Consider the following 22,141-nt stretch of genomic DNA (forward strand, 5'->3'; position numbering starts at 1 on the left):
GTATAAGATGGATGATATGAAAGAGATACTTGAAGACTTTTTAGTAGAGGCCTTCGAACTTGTTGAGCAGATTGACCATGACCTTATCGAGCTTGAGTCAAATCCTGAGGATTTGGAGCTTTTAAATAGAATTTTCCGTGTAGCGCATACTGTTAAGGGCTCATCATCGTTTTTAAATTTTGATATCTTGACTAAGCTTACTCATCATATGGAAGACGTTTTAAATAAAGCTAGAAAAGATGAGTTAAAAATAACTCCAGATATCATGGACGTAGTTTTAGAGTCTATAGATATGATGAAAGGGCTTTTGCACGGCATAAGGGACAATGGTAACGATACTGATGTGGGTATAGAAATTTCTGATATTTGTGCAAGACTTACAGCTATTTCAGAAGGAGAAGCGGCTCCTGCGGCTGAACAAAAGCCTACACAAAAGGTTCCTGAGATAAAACCGGAGCCAGAGCCAGAGGTTGAACCTGAACCTGAAATAAGCGATGAAAATTTATCAAATTTAACAGATGATGAGGTTGAGGCCGAAATAGAGAGATTGTTAAAGGTAAGAAAGGCTGAGGATCAGGCTAGACGTAGTCAAAAGGCAGCATCAGCAGCATCTGCTCCTGCCAATAAGCCAGCTCCTGAGCCAGCAGCGCCTAAACCAGCACCCGCCCCTAAGGCAAATGAAGCCGACAAGGATAAGAAGGTTCCGGCAGCATCTAGCGGATCTGATGCCGAGCAGACAATCCGCGTAGAGGTAAAAAGACTTGATCATCTTATGAATCTTATAGGCGAGCTAGTCCTTGGCAAGAATAGGCTTATAAAAATTTATGACGATGTCGAAGAGAGATACGAGGGTGAAAAATTCCTTGAAGAGCTAAATCAAGTAGTATCCGGTTTAAGCTTGGTTACTACAGATATCCAGCTTGCAGTTATGAAAACCAGAATGCTTCCAGTAGCTAAGGTATTTAATAAATTTCCTAGAATGATTAGAGATTTAAGTAGAGAGCTTAATAAGCAGATAGATCTTGAAATAACAGGAGAAGAAACAGAGCTTGATAAATCTATAGTAGAACAGATCGGCGATCCTCTTGTTCATATGATTAGAAATTCTTGCGATCACGGCATAGAAAATGCAGCAACCAGAATTGCTGCAGGCAAAAGCGAAAAAGGAACCATCGAGCTAAAAGCCTATAATGAAGGAAATCATATCGTAATAGAGATAGCTGATGACGGTAAAGGTCTTGATGCCGATATGCTAAAAGCTCGCTCCGTAGAAAAAGGAATTATTACCGAGCGAGAAGCAGATACAATGAGTAACAAAGAGGCTTTCGGACTTATATTTAAGCCCGGATTTTCAACGGCGGCAAAAGTTACTAACGTAAGCGGACGTGGCGTGGGAATGGATGTCGTTAAGACAAATATAGAAAAATTAAACGGAATTATAGATATAGAGAGTGAGCTTGGAAAAGGCACAGTAATGAAGCTTAAGATCCCTCTTACTCTAGCTATTATGCAATCTCTTTTAGTAGGAGTTCAGGAAGAATTTTACGCTATTCCGCTTGCAAGTGTTCTTGAGACTGTGCGAGTGCCTGTAGATGATATATATACAATAGATGGAAAAAATGTGCTTAGACTTAGAGACGAGGTTTTGTCTCTTGTAAAACTTTCAGATATTTTCGGTGTCAAGCAGGTATTTGACAACGGAGATCAGACTTATGTTGTCATAATAGGCGTAGCCGAAACAAAACTTGGAATTATAGTAGATAGTCTTGTAGGACAAGAAGAGGTTGTTATAAAATCCATGGGAGAATATTTACAAAATATCCCTGGAATAGCAGGCGCCACGATAAGAGGCGACGGAAGAGTAACTCTAATAGTAGATGTGGGAACTATGATGGAGATGGCAAAAGATATCAAAGTGGATATAAAAGCCAGTATGGAATCATCAAAGGCGGTTAAAGAAAAGCCAAGCGATTATAAGGTCTTGATTGTAGATGACTCTAAAATGGATAGAACTATCATGCAAAAATCCCTTGAACCGCTTGGAGTAACTGTTCTGGAAGCTACTAATGGAGTAGAGGCTCTTACTATCGTGAAATCAGGCGAGCATGCACTTGATGCAATTTTAATAGATATTGAGATGCCTAGAATGGATGGATATACATTGGCAGCAGAAATTCGTAAGTATTCAAAATATAGAAATTTACCTCTAATTGCTGTTACTTCCAGGACTTCAAAGACTGATAGACTAAGAGGTGTTGAGGTGGGAATGACTGAATACATAACCAAGCCGTATTCGTCAGAATACCTTGAAAACGTAGTTAGAAAAAATATTAAATTGATAGGATAGAACATGAATGACAAATTAAATCAGGTTCTAAAAAGACAAAAAAAACAGATGGCTGATCCAAGCGAGAAGGATAGAGACGAAGTAATCCAGCTTGTCGGGTTTATCGTAGGCGAAGAGGAGTATGCTATACCTATTTTAAATATAAAAGAGATTATTAAGCCTATTGAGTATACTCGTGTGCCAAGCGTTCCAGATTATGTCCTAGGCGTATTTAATCTAAGAGGAAGCGTTATCCCTCTTATAGATTTAAGAAAGAAATTTGCTCTTGGCTCGGTTAAGCCTGGCCCAAGCACTAGGTACATAGTAATGAAAGATGAGGAAAATGTGGCAGGCTTTGTCATAGACAGGCTAACGGAAGCCATTAGGATAAAAAGAAATAGGATAGATCCGCCGCCTGAGACTTTGATTAAAGACAAGGGTATGATATACGGCATAGGCAAAAGAGATCAAAATATACTTACGATTTTAAAAGTCGAAGCTCTTTTAAAGCGTGATTTTTAAAAGGTTATAAATTGATAAAGCTTTGTGTATTTGATTTTGACTCCACGCTTATGGATGGAGAGACTATAGATTTTTTGGCCCAGGCTTGTAAAGTAGGAGATGAGGTAAGCAGGATAACTAGGATGGCAATGGCTGGAGAGCTTGATTTTTTCGAGAGTCTTACTAAAAGAGTTGCTTATTTAAAGGGTCTTGAGCTTTCTATTGTTGATGAAATTTGTGAAAATTTACCGCTTATGAACGGTGCTTTTGATCTTATAAATCATTTAAAAAGTAAAGGTATAAAGGTTGTAGTTTTTAGTGGCGGATTTCATTCCGGCACGGATAGGGCGCAAAAGAAGCTTAAATTTGACGCATCTTTTGCCAATATTTTACACCATAAAGACTGTAGGCTTACCGGGCTTGTTGGTGGCGAGATGATGTTTGGCTTTTCCAAAGGAATTATGATGCAAAGCCTGCAAAGCCTGCTTGGTATTAGCAAGGAAGAAACTATGAGCGTGGGAGATGGAGCTAACGATCTATCGATGTTTGAGCACTCGAATATAAAAATAGCCTTTTGTGCAAAAGAGATTTTAAGAGCCAAAGCCACTCATTGCGTGGATACAAAAGATCTAAGAGAGATTATAAAACTAGTATAGGGAGAGAATATGTTTAATAATGATGTTAAATTTTCACTTTGGTGTGATTTTATAGAGCGAGATTTTTTAGATAATGAATTTGTAAAACTTATAAATTCCAATACTATAAATGGAGCAACTTCAAATCCCGCTATATTTAAATCAGCCTTTTTGACCTCTCCTGCTTACAAGATTACGATTAAAGAGAACGAAAGAAGACATGAGAAGCAAATTTATGAAATTTTAGCCGTGCAGGATATTAAAATTGCTGCAGATAGGCTTATTCAAAACTATGCCAATGACGATGATGGATTCGTTAGTATCGAAGTAGATCCAAACTTATGCAACGATACGCAAGGCACTATAGAAGAGGGTATTAGGCTATTTAATACGGTTATGATGCCAAATGTTATGATCAAAATTCCGGCTACCAATGCAGGGTTTGATGCTATGAGCGCTTTGATGGCTAGAGGAATTCCCGTAAATGCTACTTTGATATTTTCTCCAGAGCAGGCTATTAAATGTCTTGATGCTTTTGAAAGTGGTGCTAAAGAGTATCAGAAAAAATTCCCGAATACAAAAACACCAAAGGGCGTAATAAGTATATTTGTAAGCAGATTTGATAGGCTTCTTGATGGAGTGATGCGAGAAAAATCTCTTCCTACTGGGCAGATAGGCATAATGAATGCTACTAAAATTTATATAATCATACAAAATAGAAAGTTAGATAATGTTAGAGCGCTTTTTGCAAGCACAGGAGTAAAAGGGGATGATTTAAGAAAAGATTATTATATAAGAGAGCTGATGTATGAAAACTCTATAAATACAGCTCCGCTTGATACCATTAAGGCTTTTATAGAGCAAAAGAGCGAGCCTAAAGAGGCGGTTAGCGAGGATAGTATAGAGAAGTTTTTTGAGGTTGTCTCTAGGGCCGGCATAGATATGAATAGGGTATATAAAGAGCTTTTAAGCGATGGTCTTAAACAGTTTTTGCAGGCTTATGACGATATAATGAAGGCGTTAAAGCAAGAATAAAATTTGGAACTTAATATGGAAAGTTTACAAAATGAAGAAATTTTAGATCCTGGGCGCTTGCAAAGAGATAAGCTTGATGCTTATCTTACAGAGCTTGTTTCAAAAGGTGGAAGCGACCTACATATTAAAGCAAATGGAGCCGTGAGAGCTAGATATAACGGTGAAATTTACAAGATGAGCGATGAAGTGTTGAGCTATGATGACACGCTAGCTCTTACTAAAGAGATTCTAAGAACAAATTTTGATAATCTAGTTGCTAAAAAAAGTGTAGATTTTACGTATAAATTAAATGAAGATTATCGTTTTCGTGCTAATGCCTTTTTTCAAATAGATGGTGTTTCTATGGTGTTTAGAACAATACCAACCAAAATCCCAAATATGCAAGATCTATTTTTGCCACCTGTTCTTGAAAAGCTTTGTAATACTGTAAACCGCGGATTTATACTTGTGACAGGTCCTACCGGAAGCGGCAAGACAACCACTCTAGCTAGTATGATTAACTATATTAATAAAAATAAAAATAGACATATTGTTACCATTGAAGATCCTATCGAATTTATCTTTTCGGAAGAAAAGAGTATTATAAATCAAAGGGGTATAGGTCAAGATGTGCATAACTTTTCAGATGCCTTGCGTGCAGCTCTTCGTGAAGACCCCGATGTAATACTTGTTGGAGAGATGAGAGACTTGGAGACCATTAGAACAGCTATGGCTGCTGCTGAAACAGGACACCTTGTTTTGGCTACCTTGCATACTCTTGATGCGAAAGAGACTGTTGGTCGTGTTATAAATATGTTTCCAAAAGAGGAACAAAATCGTATCAAGATGACATTTTCTTCGGTTGTAGAAGCCATTATATGTCAAAGATTTGTTAGGACGATGGATGACAAAAGGCGTGTAGCAGTTGAAGTGCTTGTAAAAAACACCAGAATTAAAGATATGATATTAGATGGCAGAGAGGATGAAATTTACGATGCTATAGAGCAGAGTAAGAATACTTATGGTATGCAGACTTTCGAGCAACATCTTCTTGAGCTTTATAAAGAAGGCATAATAGATAAGCAGGAGGCTTTAGAGAAATCAAGTAGAAGAAATGATCTTGAGCTAAGAATTAAAAACGCAGATCTTGCTAAAGAGAAGGCGAGATTGGCGGAAAATAGAGATAATGATAGCAAAGAAGAGGGCATAATAGCTCTTAAAGAGATATAAACTATATACTTTTACTATTAGCAACTATTTAAAGTATAAATTTATAAATATTTTGGTATTATCAGCACTTATTTTTCATGAAAGGAATACGATGTTAGAAGGTATCGTTAGAGAGAGTATCGGCAAAAAAGCTGCTAAAGCTTTGAGAAGAGATGGTTATCTAATCGCGAACATTTACGGCAAGGGATTAGAGAATATCGAAGCGGCATTTAAGGTAAATGAATTTATCAAAGAGGCTCGCAAAAAAGAGAACCTTGCGTTTGATGTAAAAGTTGGCGACAAGACCTTAAAAGTCGTTATAGTTGAGTATCAAAAAGATCCTATCACAAATGCGCTTAAGCATGTTGATCTAAAAGTGGCTCTTCCTGGAGTTATCTCAAAATATATGATCCCTGTTAAGCCTTTTGGAACTCCAATCGGTCTTAAAAATAAAGGTGTTTTGGTTCAATCTAAAAAGAGACTTGCAGTAAAATGCACAGCTGAGAATTTACCAAACGCATTTAATATTGACGTAAGCAAACTTGATGTCGAAGATACTATCTTGGTAAGAGATATTTCAGTTCCAGCAGGTGTTACAATGGTTGATGCAGGCCATGTTGCCGTAGTTGGAGTTGTCAAAGCCAAATAATTAAGGCAAGGCTTTGATCCTTATAGTTGGGCTGGGAAATCCCGGCTCACAATATGAAAAAACAAGACACAATATCGGGTTTATGCTTATAGACCTACTTAAAAATGAAAAATTTACAGATGTAACCTCTTCAAAATTTCAAGGCGAACTTTTTAAATTTTCAAATTTGCTTCTCTTAAAACCTCAAACTTTTATGAACTTATCCGGAAATAGCGTAAAAGCGGTAAAAGACTTTTACAAGCCTGAACGCATAATTGTAATTCATGATGATTTAGATCTAAAACTTGGAGTTGTTAAGTTTAAGATAGGTGGCAGCAGTGGCGGCCATAACGGTATAAAATCCATCGATTCCTTAATAGAAAGCGATTATGAACGAGTTAGAGTGGGTATAGGAAGAGCTCAAAATTCAAGTGTGACCGGGCATGTTTTGGGTAATTTTAGCCAAGATGAGAGTGAGTGTCTTAATAAAGTTCTAAATTATACAAAAGAGGCTGTAATAGAGCTTATTAAAAGCGATATTAATACTATTTCGCAAAAATATTCTAGCAAAAAAGGTATATGCACGTGAATTTGTATGCAAAATATATCGGCTGGAGCTATTTTAAATCATTTTTGATTATATTTTTTTCATTAGTTTTGTTTTATACCGGCATTGATATTTTGACAAATTTAAAAGATATGCCCTCAAGCGCAAACCTAAAGTTGCTATATTTTACGCTTACTTCGCTTACCGCGATTGGTTATGTATTGCCACTTTCTTTAATTTTTGCCTTGATTGTTACCAAATTTAACATGATTAGAAGTAATGAGCTTGTTAGTTTTTACGCTCTTGGAGTAAGTAAAAACGCTCTTATTAAACCGCCTTTTTTTATCTCTATTTTTATAACTTTGGTCTATATAGGGCTTAATTTTACTCCGTTTGCATACTCTTATGAATTTCAAAGAAATTTGATTAAAACAGCACAAATTTCAGGCATTAGCTCTGATATTTTTTTAAAATTCGGAGGCAAATTTGTATATATAGACGAACTAAATCCTGTGAGTGCAAACATGCGCGACGTAAGAATTTTTGATATAGCGGACGGTAAGTTATTAAGCGCTACTTTTGGTAGCGAAGCGAAATTTGATGAGAATAAATGGACTTTAAAAGATGCGAATGTCACAACCATGCCTAAGGTTATAGAACTTGGTAAAGACGGCCTTGATATCAAACACTATGAAAATCTTATCGCGCTTGAGGGTTTTAAGCCAAAGACGATAGAGAGCGCATATCAATCAAATTCATCGCTATCGATTCCGGACGCATTTGATTTTATTACTGCTTTTGAGAAAGAGGGGGTTGGGCTAAATTCTGCTAAAACAACCCTTTATAGCCTACTATTTTCGCCGTTTTTTGCTCCCGTTATGGTGCTTATTATATATTATTTTTTGCCCGTTACAGGACGTTTTTTTAATTTAGCACTTACAAGTTTTATATTTATTATAATTACGCTTTGTAGCTGGGGAACTCTTTTTGTGCTGATGAAATTTGCCCATAACTCTGTAGTTTTGCCAGAAATTGGAGTTATCTTGCCGCTATTTTGTCTATCAGGCTTTGCCCTATATCTTTATTTTCGTAACCGTTAAGAGAGTTTTAGGCAAAATTCCAGTAAAATCTACCTATTTTTATTAAGGTTAGATCGATGAATTTTGAAAATTTGGCTCAAGTTTATGGGACTCCTCTTTATATATATGACTTCAGTCATATAGCTTCACGCTATGAAACTCTAAAAAAAGCATTTCATGCAAGAAAATCTTTGGTTTGTTATGCTGTAAAAGCAAATTCAAATTTAAGCATTTTGAAACTTTTAGCCTCACTTGGAGCGGGGTTTGACTGTGTAAGCATAGGAGAAGTAAGACGTGCCCTAACTGCCGGAGCAAAAAGATATCAAATCATCTTAAGCGGAGTTGGCAAAAGAGATGACGAGCTAAAATTTGCACTCGAGAATGAAATTTTGATGATAAATTTAGAGAGTGAGGCCGAGATGTATCGGCTGGAAAAAATTGCTCAAGATCTTGGCAAAATAGCTCGTATAAGTATTAGAGTAAATCCTGATATAGACGCCAAGACCCATCCTTATATATCGACCGGACTAAATGAGAATAAATTCGGCGTAGATATAACAACTGCAAAAAAAATGTATCTGCATGCTAAAAATTCGCCTTTTCTCGATCCTGTTGGCATACACTTTCATATAGGCTCTCAGCTTACTGATATAACCCCGATAATAGAAGCCTCAAGAGTGGTGTCAAACCTGCTTAGAGAGCTAAAGGCTATAGAGATAGATATTAAATTTTTTGATGTCGGAGGCGGAGTTGGCATAGTATATGATGGCGAGGAAGAGCCAAATTTATATGGTTACGCTCAAGGGATTTTAAGCACTCTTAGCGGACTTGATGTCACTATAGTCTGCGAGCCAGGACGATTTATAGTGGGTAATTGCGGATATTTTCTAACTAGAGTTTTATATGAGAAATTTAATAAACAAAAGCGTTTTGTAGTGGTTGATGGGGCTATGAATGATCTAATTCGCCCAAGCCTTTACGGGGCGTATCATAAAATTTCAATCGTTGGCAAAGAAGGTAACAAGAGCGAGTGCGATGTGGTCGGGCCAATATGCGAGAGTGGAGATTTTTTGGCTAAGAATATAAATTTACCACCTTGCGATAGTGATGATTTGATTGTTATAAGATCTGCCGGTGCATACGGTTTTACGATGAGTAGCAATTATAACTCTCGTCCAAGAGCCGCTGAAATCGGTATAAAAGATGGAAAAGATTTTTTAATTAGAAAGCGTGAGAGTTTTGAAGATCTGATAGCACTTGAGAAGGATCTGATTTGATCTTTATCGATGTTCAAGGAACCTTGATAAGCGATAGCGATAAAAGCCTTATAAATGGAGCAAAAGAGCTTATAGATTTTTTAAATTTTAAAAAAATTCCATACGTAGTGATTACAAATAATACAAAATTTAGTAGTTTGGATTTTTTAAAAGAGTTGCGAGACAAAGGACTTGATATCAAAGATAAGGCGTATATAGATCCTTTTTGCGTTTTAAAAGATATTTTGCCCGCTTGTCAAGTAGCCGCCTTTGGCTCTGATAAATTTAAAAAGGTATTGCAAAATTTAGGATATGAGCTAGAGTTTTCAAATTTAGCCAAAGCTGTTTTGGTAGCGAGCGGGGATGATTTTAAATTTGATGAATTTAGCAATATGATAGAGATTTTACAAAGCGGCGCAAAATTAATTGCTATGAGCGAAACCAGCGTATATAAAAAAAATGACAAGAGCTATCCAGGTGTAGGTGCTATGGCCAAGATGCTAAACTATGCCACAGGATGCGAATATAAGGTGGTTGGCAAGCCAAGCGAGGAGTTTTATAGGGTTGCTTTAAGGTTATTAAATTCGCAAGGCTTTAATGCAAATTTTAAAGATGTTTTGATAATAAGTGATGATGCAAAGGGTGATTTAGTAGGTGCTAAAGAGCTTGGAATGAGGACTGCTCTGGTTTTAAGCGGTAAGGTTGATAGTGCCTTAAAGGCTGGAGTGGAGCCAAAATTTGTAGATAAAATTTACAAAGATGTAAGCCTATTTTTAAAGGAACTAGATGCAGAATATAAATGATTTGCGAGAAGAAATCGACAAGATAGACGACGATATCTTAAAAAAACTAAATGAGAGAATGAGCTTTGTCAAAAAAATAGGCGAGTTAAAGCAAACTAGCGGTACTTCGATATATCGTCCTGAGCGCGAGAGGGCGATATTAAACCGTCTTGAGAGCTTAAGCTCAAATATTTTAAATAAATCTGCAATCGAAGCTATTTATCTTGAAATTTTTGCCGTAAGTAGAAATCTTGAAATGCCAGAAAAAGTCGCTTATCTAGGGCCTGAGGGCACATATACTCATCAAGCTGCCGAGAGTAGATTTGGTGCGATGAGTGCGTATTTACCGCTTGCCAGCATTGAGGCTGTTTTTACGAAGCTAAAACACAAAGAGGCTAAATACGGAGTAGTGCCTATAGAAAACAATACCGAAGGTGCGGTGGGAGCGACTTTAGATTGCCTTGGAAGATTTGAGAATATAAAGGTTGTTGCAGAGCTTTATATGGATATTCACCACTCTTTTGCAAGTGTTTGCGAAAATTTAAAGGATATTAAAAAGATATATTCGCATCCTCAAGGATACAATCAGTGCCGTAAATTTTTAGACGATCATTTGCTTTTAAATGCTGAGTTTATACCTACGAAATCCACTGCAGAGGCTGCTAAATTTGCAAGTGAGGATCCAAACTCTGCGGCAATTTGCTCTAAGATAGCGGCTAAACTTTATAATGTGCCTATCTTGTTTGAGACTATTGAGGATAATATGGCAAATCGAACGAGATTTTTTATACTAAGCGATTTTAAAAACGAGCGTTCGACAAAGAATAAAACTTCTATCTTAGCAAAGACAGATCATAGACCAGGAGGGCTTGCGGATCTGCTTACGGCATTTAGAGATGAGGGGATAAATCTAACTAGGTTGGAGAGTCGTCCTATAAAAGAGCGTGAATTTAAGACCGTCTTTTATATCGATTTTGAGGGGCATATCGATGATGAAAATGTCCAAAGAGCTATAGATAAAGCCAATAGTTTTGGAGACGAGATAGTTTGGCTAGGAAGCTACATACCAGGAGATCAAAGATGAAATTTAACGATAAGTTGGCAAATTTAATAAATTATGAGGCTGGCAAGCCAATAGAGCTTGTTGTGCGTGAATTTGGCATAGCGCCAAAGGATGTAATTAAGCTAGCGAGTAACGAAAATCCTTTTGGAACAAGTCCAAGAGTTATTGAGGCGATAAAAAATTGTGCGCAAAATATGTATCTTTATCCTGATGATAGCTATTATGAGCTAAAAGAAGCCTTGTCGGCTAAATTTAACGTGAATACGAAAAATATAATAATAGGCTCCGGAAGCGATCAGGTGATAGAATTTGCGGTTCATGCCAAAGCAAATTCGAAAAATGCCGTATTGATGGCAGGAGCAACCTTTGCTATGTATGAAATTTACGCCAAGCATACCGGAGCAAAAATTTATAGAACTCAGGCTAAAGGGCATAATCTGGAGGATTTTTTAAAAGTTTATAATGATAAAAAAGATGAAATTTCTATGATCTTTTTATGCTTGCCAAATAACCCTTTAGGAGAGTGTCTAAATAGAGATGATGTGTATGAATTTTTAGAGCAGATTGATAAAGATGTGATGATTGTAATAGATGGCGCTTATAATGAATTTGCGAGATTTAAAGACAAAAATAAAGAAATTTGTCCTAAAGATTTGATAACTAAATTTAAAAATGCTATTTTTCTTGGTACTTTTTCTAAAGCTTACGGACTTGGAGGAATGCGCGTAGGATACGGAATAGCCGATGAATTTATAATAAATGAACTTGGCAAACTAAGAGCCCCTTTTAATATAACTACCCTTAGTCTAAAAGCGGCCATAGAAGCTCTTAAGGATCAGGAATTTGTAGATAAGACCGTAGAGGCTAATTTTCAAGAGATGAAAAAATATGAAAAATTTGCAAAAGAGCATAATATAGAGTTTATTGATAGTTATACTAACTTTATAACTTATAACTTTGAGCGTGAAAATGCAAGCGAGATTGCCAAAAATCTGCTAAAAAAAGGTATAATTTTACGTGATTTGAAAAGTTACGGTATGAATTCAATTAGAATTACCATAGGTTTGCCAGAGCAAAACGATAGAGTTTTAGATGAATTAAGGAAAGCTATAAAATAAAATATGGATTTTAAAACCGCATTTCAACAAATCGGACACATTTATCAGAGCCTCTCTATAAGACAGCGCATAGTTGCGGCAAGTTCTGTCGTGCTTGTGGTTGGATTTTTAGTCTTTTTAAGCATTTATAAGAGCTCTCAGACAAACTATGACGGATATAGCGTTCTTTTTGAGAGTGTTAATCCTAGCGACTCGGCACTTATTATTCAGCAGCTTGAAAAAGACGGGGTTAAATATAAAATTTACAATGAAGGCACTATTTTAGTCCCAAATCAAGATGTTTACAAAGAGAGAATTTCGATAGCATCCTTGGGTATTTTAAAGGATAATAAAGTAGGCTTTGAGATCTTTGACAAACAAGAATTCGGAGCTACCGACTCTGAACAAAAGGTAAAATTTCAAAGAGCTTTAGAGGGTGAGCTTGCTAGGACAATAGAGAGCCTAGCACCTATAGAAAAGGCTATGGTGCGCATAGCCATACCAAAAGAGACTCTATTTACAGAAAGAACTACTCCGCCTTCGGCTTCAATAGTATTAAATTTAAAAACCGGAAATAGCTTAAATTTAAAGCAGATTTCAGGTATTAAAAATTTAGTTTCGGCTGCGGTTGCAAATTTAAGCACTCAAAATGTAAAGATAGTAAATCAAGATGGAATTCCTCTTGGCGAAGAGGATGGCGAATACGATAGCGATCAGATAAATCAGCAGATAAAATATAAAAGAGAGTCGGAAAACGCACTTGAGCAAAAGATTATAAACGTTCTTTCCCCTATAGTTGGAGGCACTCATAAAGTAGTAGCCAAGGTAACTATAGACTTTGATTTTGCCAGAAAAGATAGCGAGAGCGAGACCTTTGATCCAAATTCTGTAGCAAGAAGCGAACAGAGCGTAGAAGAGAAGCGACAAGGCTCTAAAGAGCGCGAAGTCCAAGGGGTTCCTGGTGCTGTTAGCAATATAGGTCCGGTTGAAGGGATAGATGATAAAAAGCTTGAGGAGCAGTATTCTAAGAGCTCATCTACTACAAACTATGAAATTTCAAAAAAAGTTATGCGTATCAAAGATCAATTCGCTACTATCAAGCGCTTAAGCGCTGCTGTAGTAGTGGATGGTAGATATGAGAATAAAAGAGATGAAAACGGAAATTTAACTAAAGAGATCGTATATACTCCTCTTACAAACGAGCAGTTAGATAAGATTAGTGCGCTTATAAAGCAATCGGTGGGATTTGATACAAATAGGGGTGATGAAGTAACTGTAAGTAACTTTGAATTCCAAAGACCTGGCACAGATACTCCTGCAAATAAAGTAAATTCGTTTTTTGATACCTATGTAAATCCTTTTATGCCTATATTTAAATATATATTTGTCGGAATTTTATTATTTATATTTTACAAAAAAGTCATCGTTCCGTTTATGGAAAAGATGCTTCAAAATATCAAAGAAGAAGAGCCTGACATGCAAGATGATATAGTAGATCTTGAGGATAGTGAGGATGCCTTAGAGAAATTTAAAGCAGCTAAGAAAAAGGTTGAAGAGCAGCTTGGAATCGGAAGTGATTTTAATGAAGATGAGCTTAGGTATGATGTGCTACTTGAGAAGATGAAGCTGATTATACAGGAGCGAAGTGAAGAGGTTTCTGTATTGCTTCAGGATATGGTTAAAAACGACTCTGACTTTAGTAACCGTAAGGACTTTTAATGGCGACTAGCTTAACCGAACAACAAAAGATGACTTATGATGATCTCTCGATGCCTGAAAAAGTTGCGATACTGCTTATACAGCTTGGAGAAGATGCTACCACTCTTTTATTTTCGCATATGGAAGTTGATGTTATCACTGAAATTTCAAGATATATAGCGACTGCAAAAAGTGTTGATAAACAAGTAGCTGCAGCTGTTTTGGAGGAATTTTACGCTCTAATGCAGTCAAATCAATATATGAGAAGCGGTGGCTTAGAATATGCCAAAGAGATTCTTTATCGTACCTTTGGTCCTGAGACTGCACAAAAAATTCTTGACAAGCTTGCAAAAAGCATGGAGAGTTCAAAGAGTTTTGGATATCTAACTAAAATTAAACCTCAACAGCTTGCCGATTTTATTATGAAAGAGCATCCTCAAACTATCGCCTTGATTTTAGCTCATATGGATCCGACTAGTGCCGCCGAGACACTTTCATTTTTGTCGGACGAGCTTAGAAGCGAGGTTGTGATTAGAATGGCGAATTTGGGCGATATTAGCCCATCTGTGATCAAGCGTGTATCAACAGTGCTTGAAGGCAAGCTCGAAAGCCTTACTTCGTATAAGGTTGAAGTTGGCGGTCCAAGAGCCGTTGCGGAGGTGCTTAACCGTCTTGGTCAAAAGGCCTCAAAATCCACTATCGAATATATCGAGGATGTCGATGATAAGCTTGCCACTACTATTAAAGAGCTTATGTTTACGTTTGAAGATATTAATACACTTAATCAAACAGCAATTAGAGAAATTCTTAAAAATGTCGACAAAAAGGATCTTATGATAGCCCTTAAGGGTTCTGGAGATGCACTTAAAGAGAAATTTATGGGTAGTATGTCTCAGCGCGCAAGCGAAGCGTTTAAAGAAGAGATGCAATACCTCGGAGCCGTTCGCGTAAAAGACGTAGAAGAGGCTCAGCGCCGCATAGTAGAGCAGGTGCAAGCCTTGGCTGATCAGGGAGTATTCCAAGTCGGTGAAGCAGAAGAGATGATAGAATGAGAAGCAGCGTAATAACCAACGAAGAGACTAAAAGCCATTTCGTAGAGAGCTATAGATTTAAGGTTTTAGGTCAAGAAAAAAAGGCGAATGATAGCCACGAAAATGAGCATGCAGACAAAAATAATATCAATAGCGAAAATTCAAATATGGCTGATTTTGCTACAAATTTTGATCACTCTATAAAAAATAATCCGCAAATACCAATATCTCAAAATCCAAAAATAGAGTCAAATTTCGTAGAAGAGCTTTTAAAGCGCACGGATGAGCTTTCGGGAAATATCATAAAGCTTCAAATGCAGATAGAAAACCAAGAGAGCGAATTTGCAAAGCGTCTAGAAAATGAGACTATAAGAGCTAAAGAGGAGGGTCTTAGGCAGGGTTTTGAAGATGCTAAGGCTAAATTTGAGAGTGAATTAAAATCTCTTGAGTCAAGATATCTAAATTCGGTAGCGAAGCTAGATGGCGAAGTTGCTAAATTTGAGAATTTTCTAAGCTCAAGTGAAAACGAGCTCTCAAACACGGCAATCGATATTGCAAAAGAGATTGTAAAAAAAGAGATTTCATCAAATTCTTCAAGTGTTGCTTATGCGCTTGCAAAATCTTTAATAAAAGAGCTTAATGAGGCTAAAAGGCTGCAAATTAGAGTTAATATTAAAGATTTTGAGTTTTTAAAAGAGCATTTTGGCACCAGCGAAAATATAGAAATTTTAGCCGATGAGGCTATAAATGTCGGCGGTGTTATAGTTATGAGCGATGCCGGGAATCTTGATGGAACCATTGAGGCTAGGTTTGAAAAGATAAAAAGGATAGTTGGCGAATAGTATATGAATGATATAAATTTAAAATCTATGAATATAGAAGAGCTTGAGGAGCTTTGTAATAAGATAAGAGGCAAAATTTTAGAGACAGTTAGTAAAAATGGAGGGCATCTTAGCTCAAATATTGGTGCGGTTGAGCTTATAGTAGCTATGCACTATGTATTTGACAAAGAAAAAGACCCGTTTATCTTTGATGTTAGTCATCAAAGCTATGCTCATAAGCTTCTAACAAATCGCTGGGATAACTTTGATAGTTTGCGTAAATTTGGCGGTATAAGCGGATATACTAAGCCAAATGAGAGTAAATATGACTATTTTATAGCAGGTCATAGCTCCACTTCAATATCTTTGGCCGTAGGTGCCGCAAAGGCTATAAGGCTTAAAAATGAAGATCGTTTGCCAGTCGTGCTAATAGGCGATGGCTCTATGAGTGCCGGAATGGCTTATGAGGCTTTAAATGAGCTTGGCGATAGAAAATATCCCTGTGTGATAATCCTAAACGATAACGAGATGAGCATAAGTAAGCCTATAGGAGCGCTTAGTAAGTATTTAAGCCAGATGATGGCAGGACAACCTTATCAGAAATTTAAAAGCAGGGTTGAGAAATTTCTAAGCTATATGCCAGACGGTGCTGCGTATATGGCGCGCAGGATGGAGGAGGGTATCAGGCTTATAACTCCTGGGATGTTTTTTGAGGAGCTTGGGCTTGAGTATATAGGTCCTGTAGATGGTCATGATATAAGGGCTGTAATAGATGCTTTTGAAGTGGCAAAGAAGATGAAAAAGCCTGTTATCGTCCATGCGCAAACCCTAAAAGGCAAGGGATATGAGAAGGCCGAGGGTCACTATGCTAACTGGCACGGAGTCGGACCATTTGACTTAAAAAGCGGGGAGAGTATCAAAAAAAGCGCTCCAAAATCTGCCACCTCACTCTTTGCGGAAAATTTGCTAAAACTTGCCCAAAAATATGAAAATGTGGTTGGAGTAACTGCGGCAATGCCTACCGGAACAGGAATGGATCTACTTATTGAGAAATTTCCAGAACGTTTTTGGGATGTGGCGATAGCGGAGCAGCATGCGGTAACATCTATGGCTGCTATGGCTAAAGAGGGATTTAAGCCTTTTATCGCCATATATTCGACCTTTCTTCAGCGCGCCTTTGATCAGGTGATACACGATGCTTGCATTATGAATCTAAACGTTGTTTTTGCTATGGATAGAGCCGGAGTTGTAGGAGAGGACGGAGAGACTCATCAGGGTGCCTTTGATATAGGCTATCTTCATGTCATACCAAATATGACTATTTTTGCTCCTAGATCTGCGGAAAATTTTAAACTTATAATGGAATATGCTTATAGGCATGTTGGAGCTTGTGCATTTAGGTATCCTAGAGGCAACTTCTTATTGGACGATGGAGAATTTGAGTCAAAAGAGATTAAATTTGGCAAAAGTGAAATTTTATCTAAAACAGATTCAAAAGTGGCGTTTATAGGATATGGAAATGGAGTAGGGCGTGCAAATGTGGTCAAAAAGGCCTTAGGGGATAAATTTAATCCGACTCTTGTGGATTTGGTATTCGTAAAACCGCTTGACAGAGAGCTTTTGTTGGATTTAGCCAAGGATAAAAAGGTTTGGTATGTTTTCTCAGATAGTGCTAAAAGGGGCGGAGTAGCTGAAATTTTAAGCGCATTTTTACAAGATGAAGCTATATATGATGTGAGAGTTATTAGTTTTGAGTATGGAGATAAATTTATAGAGCATGGTAATACAAGTGAAGTTGAGAAGGGATTAGGGCTAGATCCGCATAGTATTTCTGAAAAAATACTAAAAGATAATTTATATTAATAAGTATAAAGAACTTTTAAATAATTTTTTTGTATAGTTAGAAAAAATTAAAAGGGAGTTATATGAATTATATAAATTTACTAAAAGAGCGCGGACTAAAAGCCACTCCACAAAGAATCAGCGTCTTGAAAATTCTAGATCGTCATATGCATCCTACTATAGATGAGCTATATGAGGAAATTTTGGTTGAAAATCCATCTGTATCGTTAGCTACCGTGTATAAAAACCTAAATACACTAAAAGACGAGGGATTGGTAGTAGAGGTTAATATGCCAAATCAAAAGGCTAAATACGATATCTTTGAGCATCCTCATATACACGTTGTTTGTCAAGGTTGTGGAGGGGTAAGCGACATGAGCTATAATGATGCTTTGCTTGATGAATATAAAGAAAATTTAGAGAAAAAGCTCGGAAATTTCATTGAAAAGCTAAATGTACTTGTAACTGTAAAAAGTTGCAAACACTGTAATAAATAATTCCATTATCTCTTGATTGGGGTGAGAAGCTCTCACCCATATCGGTTTTTTATATTTTGATTTAAAATTTTATCCCCAAACCCACCCTTTGTATTAAAATCAGTATACGGTAGTAACATTGCTCGTTTAAATTACACTTGTTAGTGTGCTAGGATTACTATCTTTACCATAGCTTCCCCGCGCTATCTTTGCCAAAAATTTATACTCACTTTTTAATACTTATATCCAAAATTCGTTATTTTTCTACTAAGTCTGTTTGCCAATTTGCCATCTGCAATCTGGTATCTATCTGTCTTATTTCTTTTGATAGTCTGTCGATCTGTTTTTGTAGGCTTGACACATCAACACTGCTTAGGATCTTAATCTCTTTATTAGAATACATATCTATCTTCTGGCTGGCAGTTGCGATGAAATTTCTAAGTATATTTACTTTTAACCCCAAAGTGTCACGATCCGCTATCAAATCCACTAAGGCTACCCCCTCAATTTGAGCTTCGCAATTTGTCTTATTTATCTTCTTAATTAATAAATTTAACTCCTCTATATTCTCATCAAGCTCCCTTAAGAGTTCTTTTGGCTCCTCGGCAGGAGTATCGTTTTCTTGAACTTTGGCATTATTGTTTAGCCTAATGCGAAGCTGTTCGATTCGTTTTTGCAGATCGGAGCGTAGGATTAGAGCTTCTGCTAATTTCATCTTATTTCCTTTAAAATTGATATGATAGAAATTATAAAATTTTTGCTTTTTTAGTCGCTGCAATTGAACTTAAGATAATCTCATCATCTTTTTTTAACTCGTTTAAATTGGTCATTTTACCATCTTTTAAAACTCTTACAAATGATGAAATTTGATCAAAAAACCTCTCTTGTTGCATAAAGCTTTTATTTAGAATCGATATTTGATTCTCAAATTTTAGTATTTTTAGATTTAGAGCATTTTTTAGTTTTAAATTTAAGTTGTTTAAAATTTGATATTTATGATCTATTTTTTGTTCTAAAATTTGCTTTGATAGACGGTTTTTAAGCATATTTAAACTGCTTTCTTTTTGCTCAAACACTCTTTTAATCGCTATATCAATTGCATCTAAGTATCTATCTATCATCTGCATAAATTCATTCATATCCGGAAGTAGTGAAGTCATAGCGGCACTTGGAGTGGGTGCTCTAAAATCAGCCACAAAATCTGTGATAACATAGTCTATCTCGTGTCCTATCGCGCTTATTATAGGTGTTTTAGATATATAAATTTCACGTGCCAAGCATTCATCGTTAAAGCACCATAGATCCTCTCTGCTTCCGCCTCCTCTAGCCAAGACTATTACGTCAAGTCCGTAGCTATCAGCCTTTTTAAGAGCTTTTATAAGAGCCTTTGGGGCGTTTTCGCCTTGAGTTAATGAGTCGAATATGAAAATTTCACTAAGTATCCATCTTTGATTGATAATTTTTAGCATATCTTGTAGAGCTGCTGAGGTTTTAGAGGTTATGATGCCTATTTTTTTAGGAAATTTAGGCAGACTTTTTTTATTTGAAATTTCAAAAAGCCCTTCTTTTTCAAGCCTCTCTTTAAGCTGCTTGAATGCGAGCTCAAGCTCTCCATCTCCGCTCGGTCTAATAGAAGTGGCTATAAGCTGATAGCTACCACTTGGAGAGTAGAGGGAAATTTTGCCATAAATTATAACTTTCATGCCGTCTTTTATATCAAATTTCAGCTTTTCATTGTTAAATTTATAAATTACCGCAGAAATTGAGGCTTTGGCATCTTTTAGCGTAAAATACCAGTGTCCTGAGGCATGTTTGGTAAGTCTAGAGATTTCTCCTTCTACCTCAACGTATGAAAATGTCGTTTCAAGCAGTGTTTTGGCTTGCTCGTTTAGTTCGCTTACGCTTAGCAATTTTTAAATTTCCTGGCTACAAAAAGTGTAGAAATATCCATCGAAAAACTTTTACAAACTTCGATTTCAAATCCCGCTTTTCGCAACTCATCCACAAAGCTTTCTGTATCTAAGAAATTTTCTATAGAGCTTGGCAGATATTCATATGCCTCTTGGTTTTTAGATATAAATCCACCTATTTTAGGCAAAATTTTACTTAGATAGAAGTCTCTTATTTTTGTTAAAAAGCCAGATTTTTTTCTTTTTGTGAACTCTAAAACAACGATATATCCACCATCTTTTAATATTCTATTAAATTCTTTTAGCGCAGCCTCTCTTTCGACCACATTTCTAATTCCGTAACTTATACTTAATACATTTGTGCTTGCATCATCTAATGATGTATTAGTTGCCAGAGCCTCTATGAATTTAAACTCTGGAAATTTTTGCTTAGCAACTTCAAGCATACCACTTGATGGGTCTATGCCTGTCAAAGAGTTGATTTTCACATTAAATTTATTTGCCATATTTTTCCAAAAACCCATCATATCACCGGTGCCGCATGCGACATCGACTATGTTTATACTTTGATTTTTGAATTTTTCAAGCACTATTTTGCAGGCTATCTTACGCCACCTAATATCTACACCCATGCTCAAAACTCTGTTTGCAAGGTCGTAAGTCGGAGCAATTTCATTAAACATTTGAACTATTTTTTCTTGTTTTTGCATTCTCTTTCTTTAGCTGTAATAAATTTTTAAATTTTTGGAAACTTTGCTTAAATTTTTAATAAATTTTATCTTTTCTTTTAAAATCTCATCTCTTATCTTAAAAATTTGCTTGTAAATTTTACTTTTTAATTTCGCTATTGCTTGATCGTCAATGCCTTGCTCTTTTTCGATATTATCTAAGATAAGTAACCATATATCTCTATCTTGCAAGTCGCCAAATAGCTCTTGAATCTCTTTTGCCCTGTCTTTGCACTTTTCAAGAGATCTAATTGCAAAGAGATCGATGAAGTTTTCAAATAGATATCTAAGCCTTTTTAACTCTATTCTTGTTTCATGAAAAATAGCATTTTCTCGCTCGCTATTAAGCATTAAAAGATCTTTTTTTAACTTTAAAATTTGAGTTCTGATTGCTTTTGCTACAATTTTTTTAATAGGCTTATCGTAGTCTTCGCCTTTGTAAAAATCGCTATCCTCTTTTAAAAATATCTCCCAATCCCTAAAAATTTCATTGCTTTGAAGACTGCTTAATATAGCTTTTATTTCGTCGTTTTGTCTATTTTTTATATTTTCTAAAATTTGAGTTATTATTTTGGCTTTTTTTTGTTTTTTTAAAAACTCTAAAAATACGTCTATATCTCGTTTTGTATTAGTAGAGTTGGCTAGAACTTTAAAATTTTTACTAAAATGAACCGTTAGCTTCTCATCAAAAATTTTATTTAATAGTTTAAGCAAGGATCGCGTTTTGCGTAGATTTACTCTTATCTGATGAAGCTCCTCTTCATTACTTGTTTTTAGATACTCTTCTTTATGAAATTCTATAAATTTATAAATTTGAAAAAATAGCACTCTTGCAGCATCTATTGAACGAATTGAGCTCGGAAAAGACAGCTTTATATCTTTGTTTGTATCTAAAATTTCTAATGCTTTTTTAACATCAAATTTCATATCCGGTATACCAAATAGAGCTAAATTTTTATTTTTGTATCGTTCGTCTTCAGTGATTTCAGATGTGATATGATTGGCTAAAAAATCAGGCATTATAAAATTATTCGCATCCTCTACTTTTAAAAATTCTATTTCAAGCGTAACTAATCCTTCTAATGCGCCTTTGTAAATGTCGATATTTGCAGGGAGATTATTTATCTTAAACTCAAATCTATCTTTTTCTATTGGTATTGCTATAGAGTTTTTAAAAGCTTTTCTGTATGATTTTTCATCGCAAATCTCTTCAAATTCTTGCCTGACCATTCCTTTTCCGATTTTTTTAGTCATAGTAAAATTGTTGTTTGATTTACGGAATCTAATCTCTTCAAGGGGTGTGATTTTGGTATAAAACTGCATTACATTTTTGCTATCTAGTAAAATGCCATCTCTTTTAAGAGCATCAATAGCTAAAATACCGTCTAATACAAATTTACGTTCTATCTCTAAGACCAAATACAGCTCCTTAAACTATTTTTAATTGTATCAAAAGCTAGCTTAAATTGTAAATTTACGATTTTAGTCTTATGAAATT

General features: G+C 35.9%; 21 protein-coding genes. 17 read left to right on the top strand and 4 right to left on the bottom strand.

What is annotated here, in order from left to right; genetic code table 11:
* The first annotated feature begins 7 nt into the window (after positions 1-7).
* The 17 genes from CDOMF_RS01375 to CDOMF_RS01455 all read left to right on the top strand — a co-directional run bounded on the left by CDOMF_RS01375 (position 8) and on the right by CDOMF_RS01455 (position 18,026).
* Positions 8-2,347: a hybrid sensor histidine kinase/response regulator gene (locus CDOMF_RS01375; protein WP_260952119.1), complete on the top strand. Its 2,340-nt coding sequence runs from the start codon at positions 8-10 to the stop codon at positions 2,345-2,347.
* 3 nt (positions 2,348-2,350) lie between these two features.
* Positions 2,351-2,848, top strand: a complete 498-nt coding sequence (locus CDOMF_RS01380) for a chemotaxis protein CheW (RefSeq protein WP_169973497.1) — start codon at positions 2,351-2,353, stop codon at positions 2,846-2,848.
* 11 nt (positions 2,849-2,859) lie between these two features.
* A complete protein-coding gene (gene serB / locus CDOMF_RS01385; protein ID WP_260952120.1) occupies positions 2,860-3,483 on the top strand; it encodes a phosphoserine phosphatase SerB in 624 nt (207 codons plus the stop codon).
* A 9-nt stretch (positions 3,484-3,492) separates the two neighbouring features.
* A complete protein-coding gene (locus CDOMF_RS01390) occupies positions 3,493-4,497 on the top strand; it encodes a transaldolase (protein WP_260952121.1) in 1,005 nt (334 codons plus the stop codon).
* A 15-nt stretch (positions 4,498-4,512) separates the two neighbouring features.
* On the top strand, positions 4,513-5,706 hold the full coding sequence (locus tag CDOMF_RS01395; protein WP_260952122.1) for a type IV pilus twitching motility protein PilT: 1,194 nt from the start codon (positions 4,513-4,515) through the stop codon (positions 5,704-5,706).
* Positions 5,707-5,797: 91 nt separating this feature from the next.
* Positions 5,798-6,334 carry a 50S ribosomal protein L25/general stress protein Ctc gene (locus tag CDOMF_RS01400; RefSeq protein WP_260952123.1) on the top strand — a complete coding sequence of 179 codons (537 nt, stop codon included), beginning with the start codon at positions 5,798-5,800 and terminating at the stop codon, positions 6,332-6,334.
* 13 nt (positions 6,335-6,347) lie between these two features.
* On the top strand, positions 6,348-6,902 hold the full coding sequence (gene pth, locus CDOMF_RS01405; protein WP_260952124.1) for an aminoacyl-tRNA hydrolase: 555 nt from the start codon (positions 6,348-6,350) through the stop codon (positions 6,900-6,902).
* On the top strand, positions 6,899-7,960 hold the full coding sequence (locus tag CDOMF_RS01410; RefSeq protein WP_169973485.1) for an LptF/LptG family permease: 1,062 nt from the start codon (positions 6,899-6,901) through the stop codon (positions 7,958-7,960). Before pth ends, CDOMF_RS01410 begins: the two co-directional genes overlap by 4 nt.
* A 56-nt stretch (positions 7,961-8,016) precedes the next feature.
* Positions 8,017-9,216 (top strand): diaminopimelate decarboxylase, encoded by a 1,200-nt coding sequence (lysA, locus tag CDOMF_RS01415; protein ID WP_260952125.1) that lies wholly within the window; start codon positions 8,017-8,019, stop codon positions 9,214-9,216.
* Positions 9,213-9,998 (top strand): HAD-IIA family hydrolase, encoded by a 786-nt coding sequence (locus tag CDOMF_RS01420; protein WP_260952126.1) that lies wholly within the window; start codon positions 9,213-9,215, stop codon positions 9,996-9,998. The genes lysA and CDOMF_RS01420 overlap by 4 nt, the downstream gene beginning before the upstream one ends.
* Positions 9,982-11,061, top strand: coding sequence for a prephenate dehydratase (gene pheA / locus CDOMF_RS01425; RefSeq protein WP_260952127.1), 1,080 nt, complete (start codon positions 9,982-9,984; stop codon positions 11,059-11,061). Before CDOMF_RS01420 ends, pheA begins: the two co-directional genes overlap by 17 nt.
* Complete coding sequence (gene hisC, locus CDOMF_RS01430) at positions 11,058-12,158, top strand: histidinol-phosphate transaminase (protein WP_260952128.1); 1,101 nt, start codon at positions 11,058-11,060, stop codon at positions 12,156-12,158. Before pheA ends, hisC begins: the two co-directional genes overlap by 4 nt.
* Before the next feature lie 3 nt (positions 12,159-12,161).
* A complete protein-coding gene (fliF, locus tag CDOMF_RS01435; RefSeq protein ID WP_169973476.1) occupies positions 12,162-13,856 on the top strand; it encodes a flagellar basal-body MS-ring/collar protein FliF in 1,695 nt (564 codons plus the stop codon).
* Positions 13,856-14,887, top strand: a complete 1,032-nt coding sequence (gene fliG / locus CDOMF_RS01440) for a flagellar motor switch protein FliG (RefSeq protein ID WP_169973475.1) — start codon at positions 13,856-13,858, stop codon at positions 14,885-14,887. The genes fliF and fliG overlap by 1 nt, the downstream gene beginning before the upstream one ends.
* Positions 14,884-15,708, top strand: a complete 825-nt coding sequence (gene fliH / locus CDOMF_RS01445) for a flagellar assembly protein FliH (RefSeq protein WP_260952129.1) — start codon at positions 14,884-14,886, stop codon at positions 15,706-15,708. Before fliG ends, fliH begins: the two co-directional genes overlap by 4 nt.
* 12 nt (positions 15,709-15,720) lie before the next feature.
* Complete coding sequence (dxs, locus tag CDOMF_RS01450) at positions 15,721-17,550, top strand: 1-deoxy-D-xylulose-5-phosphate synthase (protein WP_260953104.1); 1,830 nt, start codon at positions 15,721-15,723, stop codon at positions 17,548-17,550.
* Between the two features lie 62 nt (positions 17,551-17,612).
* Positions 17,613-18,026 carry a Fur family transcriptional regulator gene (locus CDOMF_RS01455; protein ID WP_260952130.1) on the top strand — a complete coding sequence of 138 codons (414 nt, stop codon included), beginning with the start codon at positions 17,613-17,615 and terminating at the stop codon, positions 18,024-18,026.
* A 235-nt stretch (positions 18,027-18,261) separates the two neighbouring features.
* On the opposite strand, the gene CDOMF_RS01460 is transcribed toward CDOMF_RS01455, so the two are convergent.
* Genes CDOMF_RS01460 through CDOMF_RS01475 form a run of 4 tightly spaced genes read right to left on the bottom strand, consistent with a single transcriptional unit; the run spans position 18,262 to position 22,062 of the window.
* Complete coding sequence (locus CDOMF_RS01460; protein ID WP_260952131.1) at positions 18,262-18,720, bottom strand: DIP1984 family protein; 459 nt, start codon at positions 18,718-18,720, stop codon at positions 18,262-18,264.
* 31 nt (positions 18,721-18,751) lie between these two features.
* Positions 18,752-19,915, bottom strand: a complete 1,164-nt coding sequence (xseA, locus tag CDOMF_RS01465) for an exodeoxyribonuclease VII large subunit (RefSeq protein WP_260952132.1) — start codon at positions 19,913-19,915, stop codon at positions 18,752-18,754.
* Positions 19,909-20,625 carry a bifunctional demethylmenaquinone methyltransferase/2-methoxy-6-polyprenyl-1,4-benzoquinol methylase UbiE gene (gene ubiE, locus CDOMF_RS01470; RefSeq protein ID WP_260952133.1) on the bottom strand — a complete coding sequence of 239 codons (717 nt, stop codon included), beginning with the start codon at positions 20,623-20,625 and terminating at the stop codon, positions 19,909-19,911. The genes xseA and ubiE overlap by 7 nt, the downstream gene beginning before the upstream one ends.
* Positions 20,626-20,634: 9 nt before the next feature.
* Positions 20,635-22,062 carry a CYTH and CHAD domain-containing protein gene (locus tag CDOMF_RS01475; RefSeq protein ID WP_260952134.1) on the bottom strand — a complete coding sequence of 476 codons (1,428 nt, stop codon included), beginning with the start codon at positions 22,060-22,062 and terminating at the stop codon, positions 20,635-20,637.
* Positions 22,063-22,141: the final 79 nt, after the last annotated feature.

The organism is Campylobacter sp. RM16187 (genome assembly GCF_025319965.1).
In the GTDB taxonomy this organism is placed as follows: Bacteria; Campylobacterota; Campylobacteria; order Campylobacterales; family Campylobacteraceae; genus Campylobacter_A.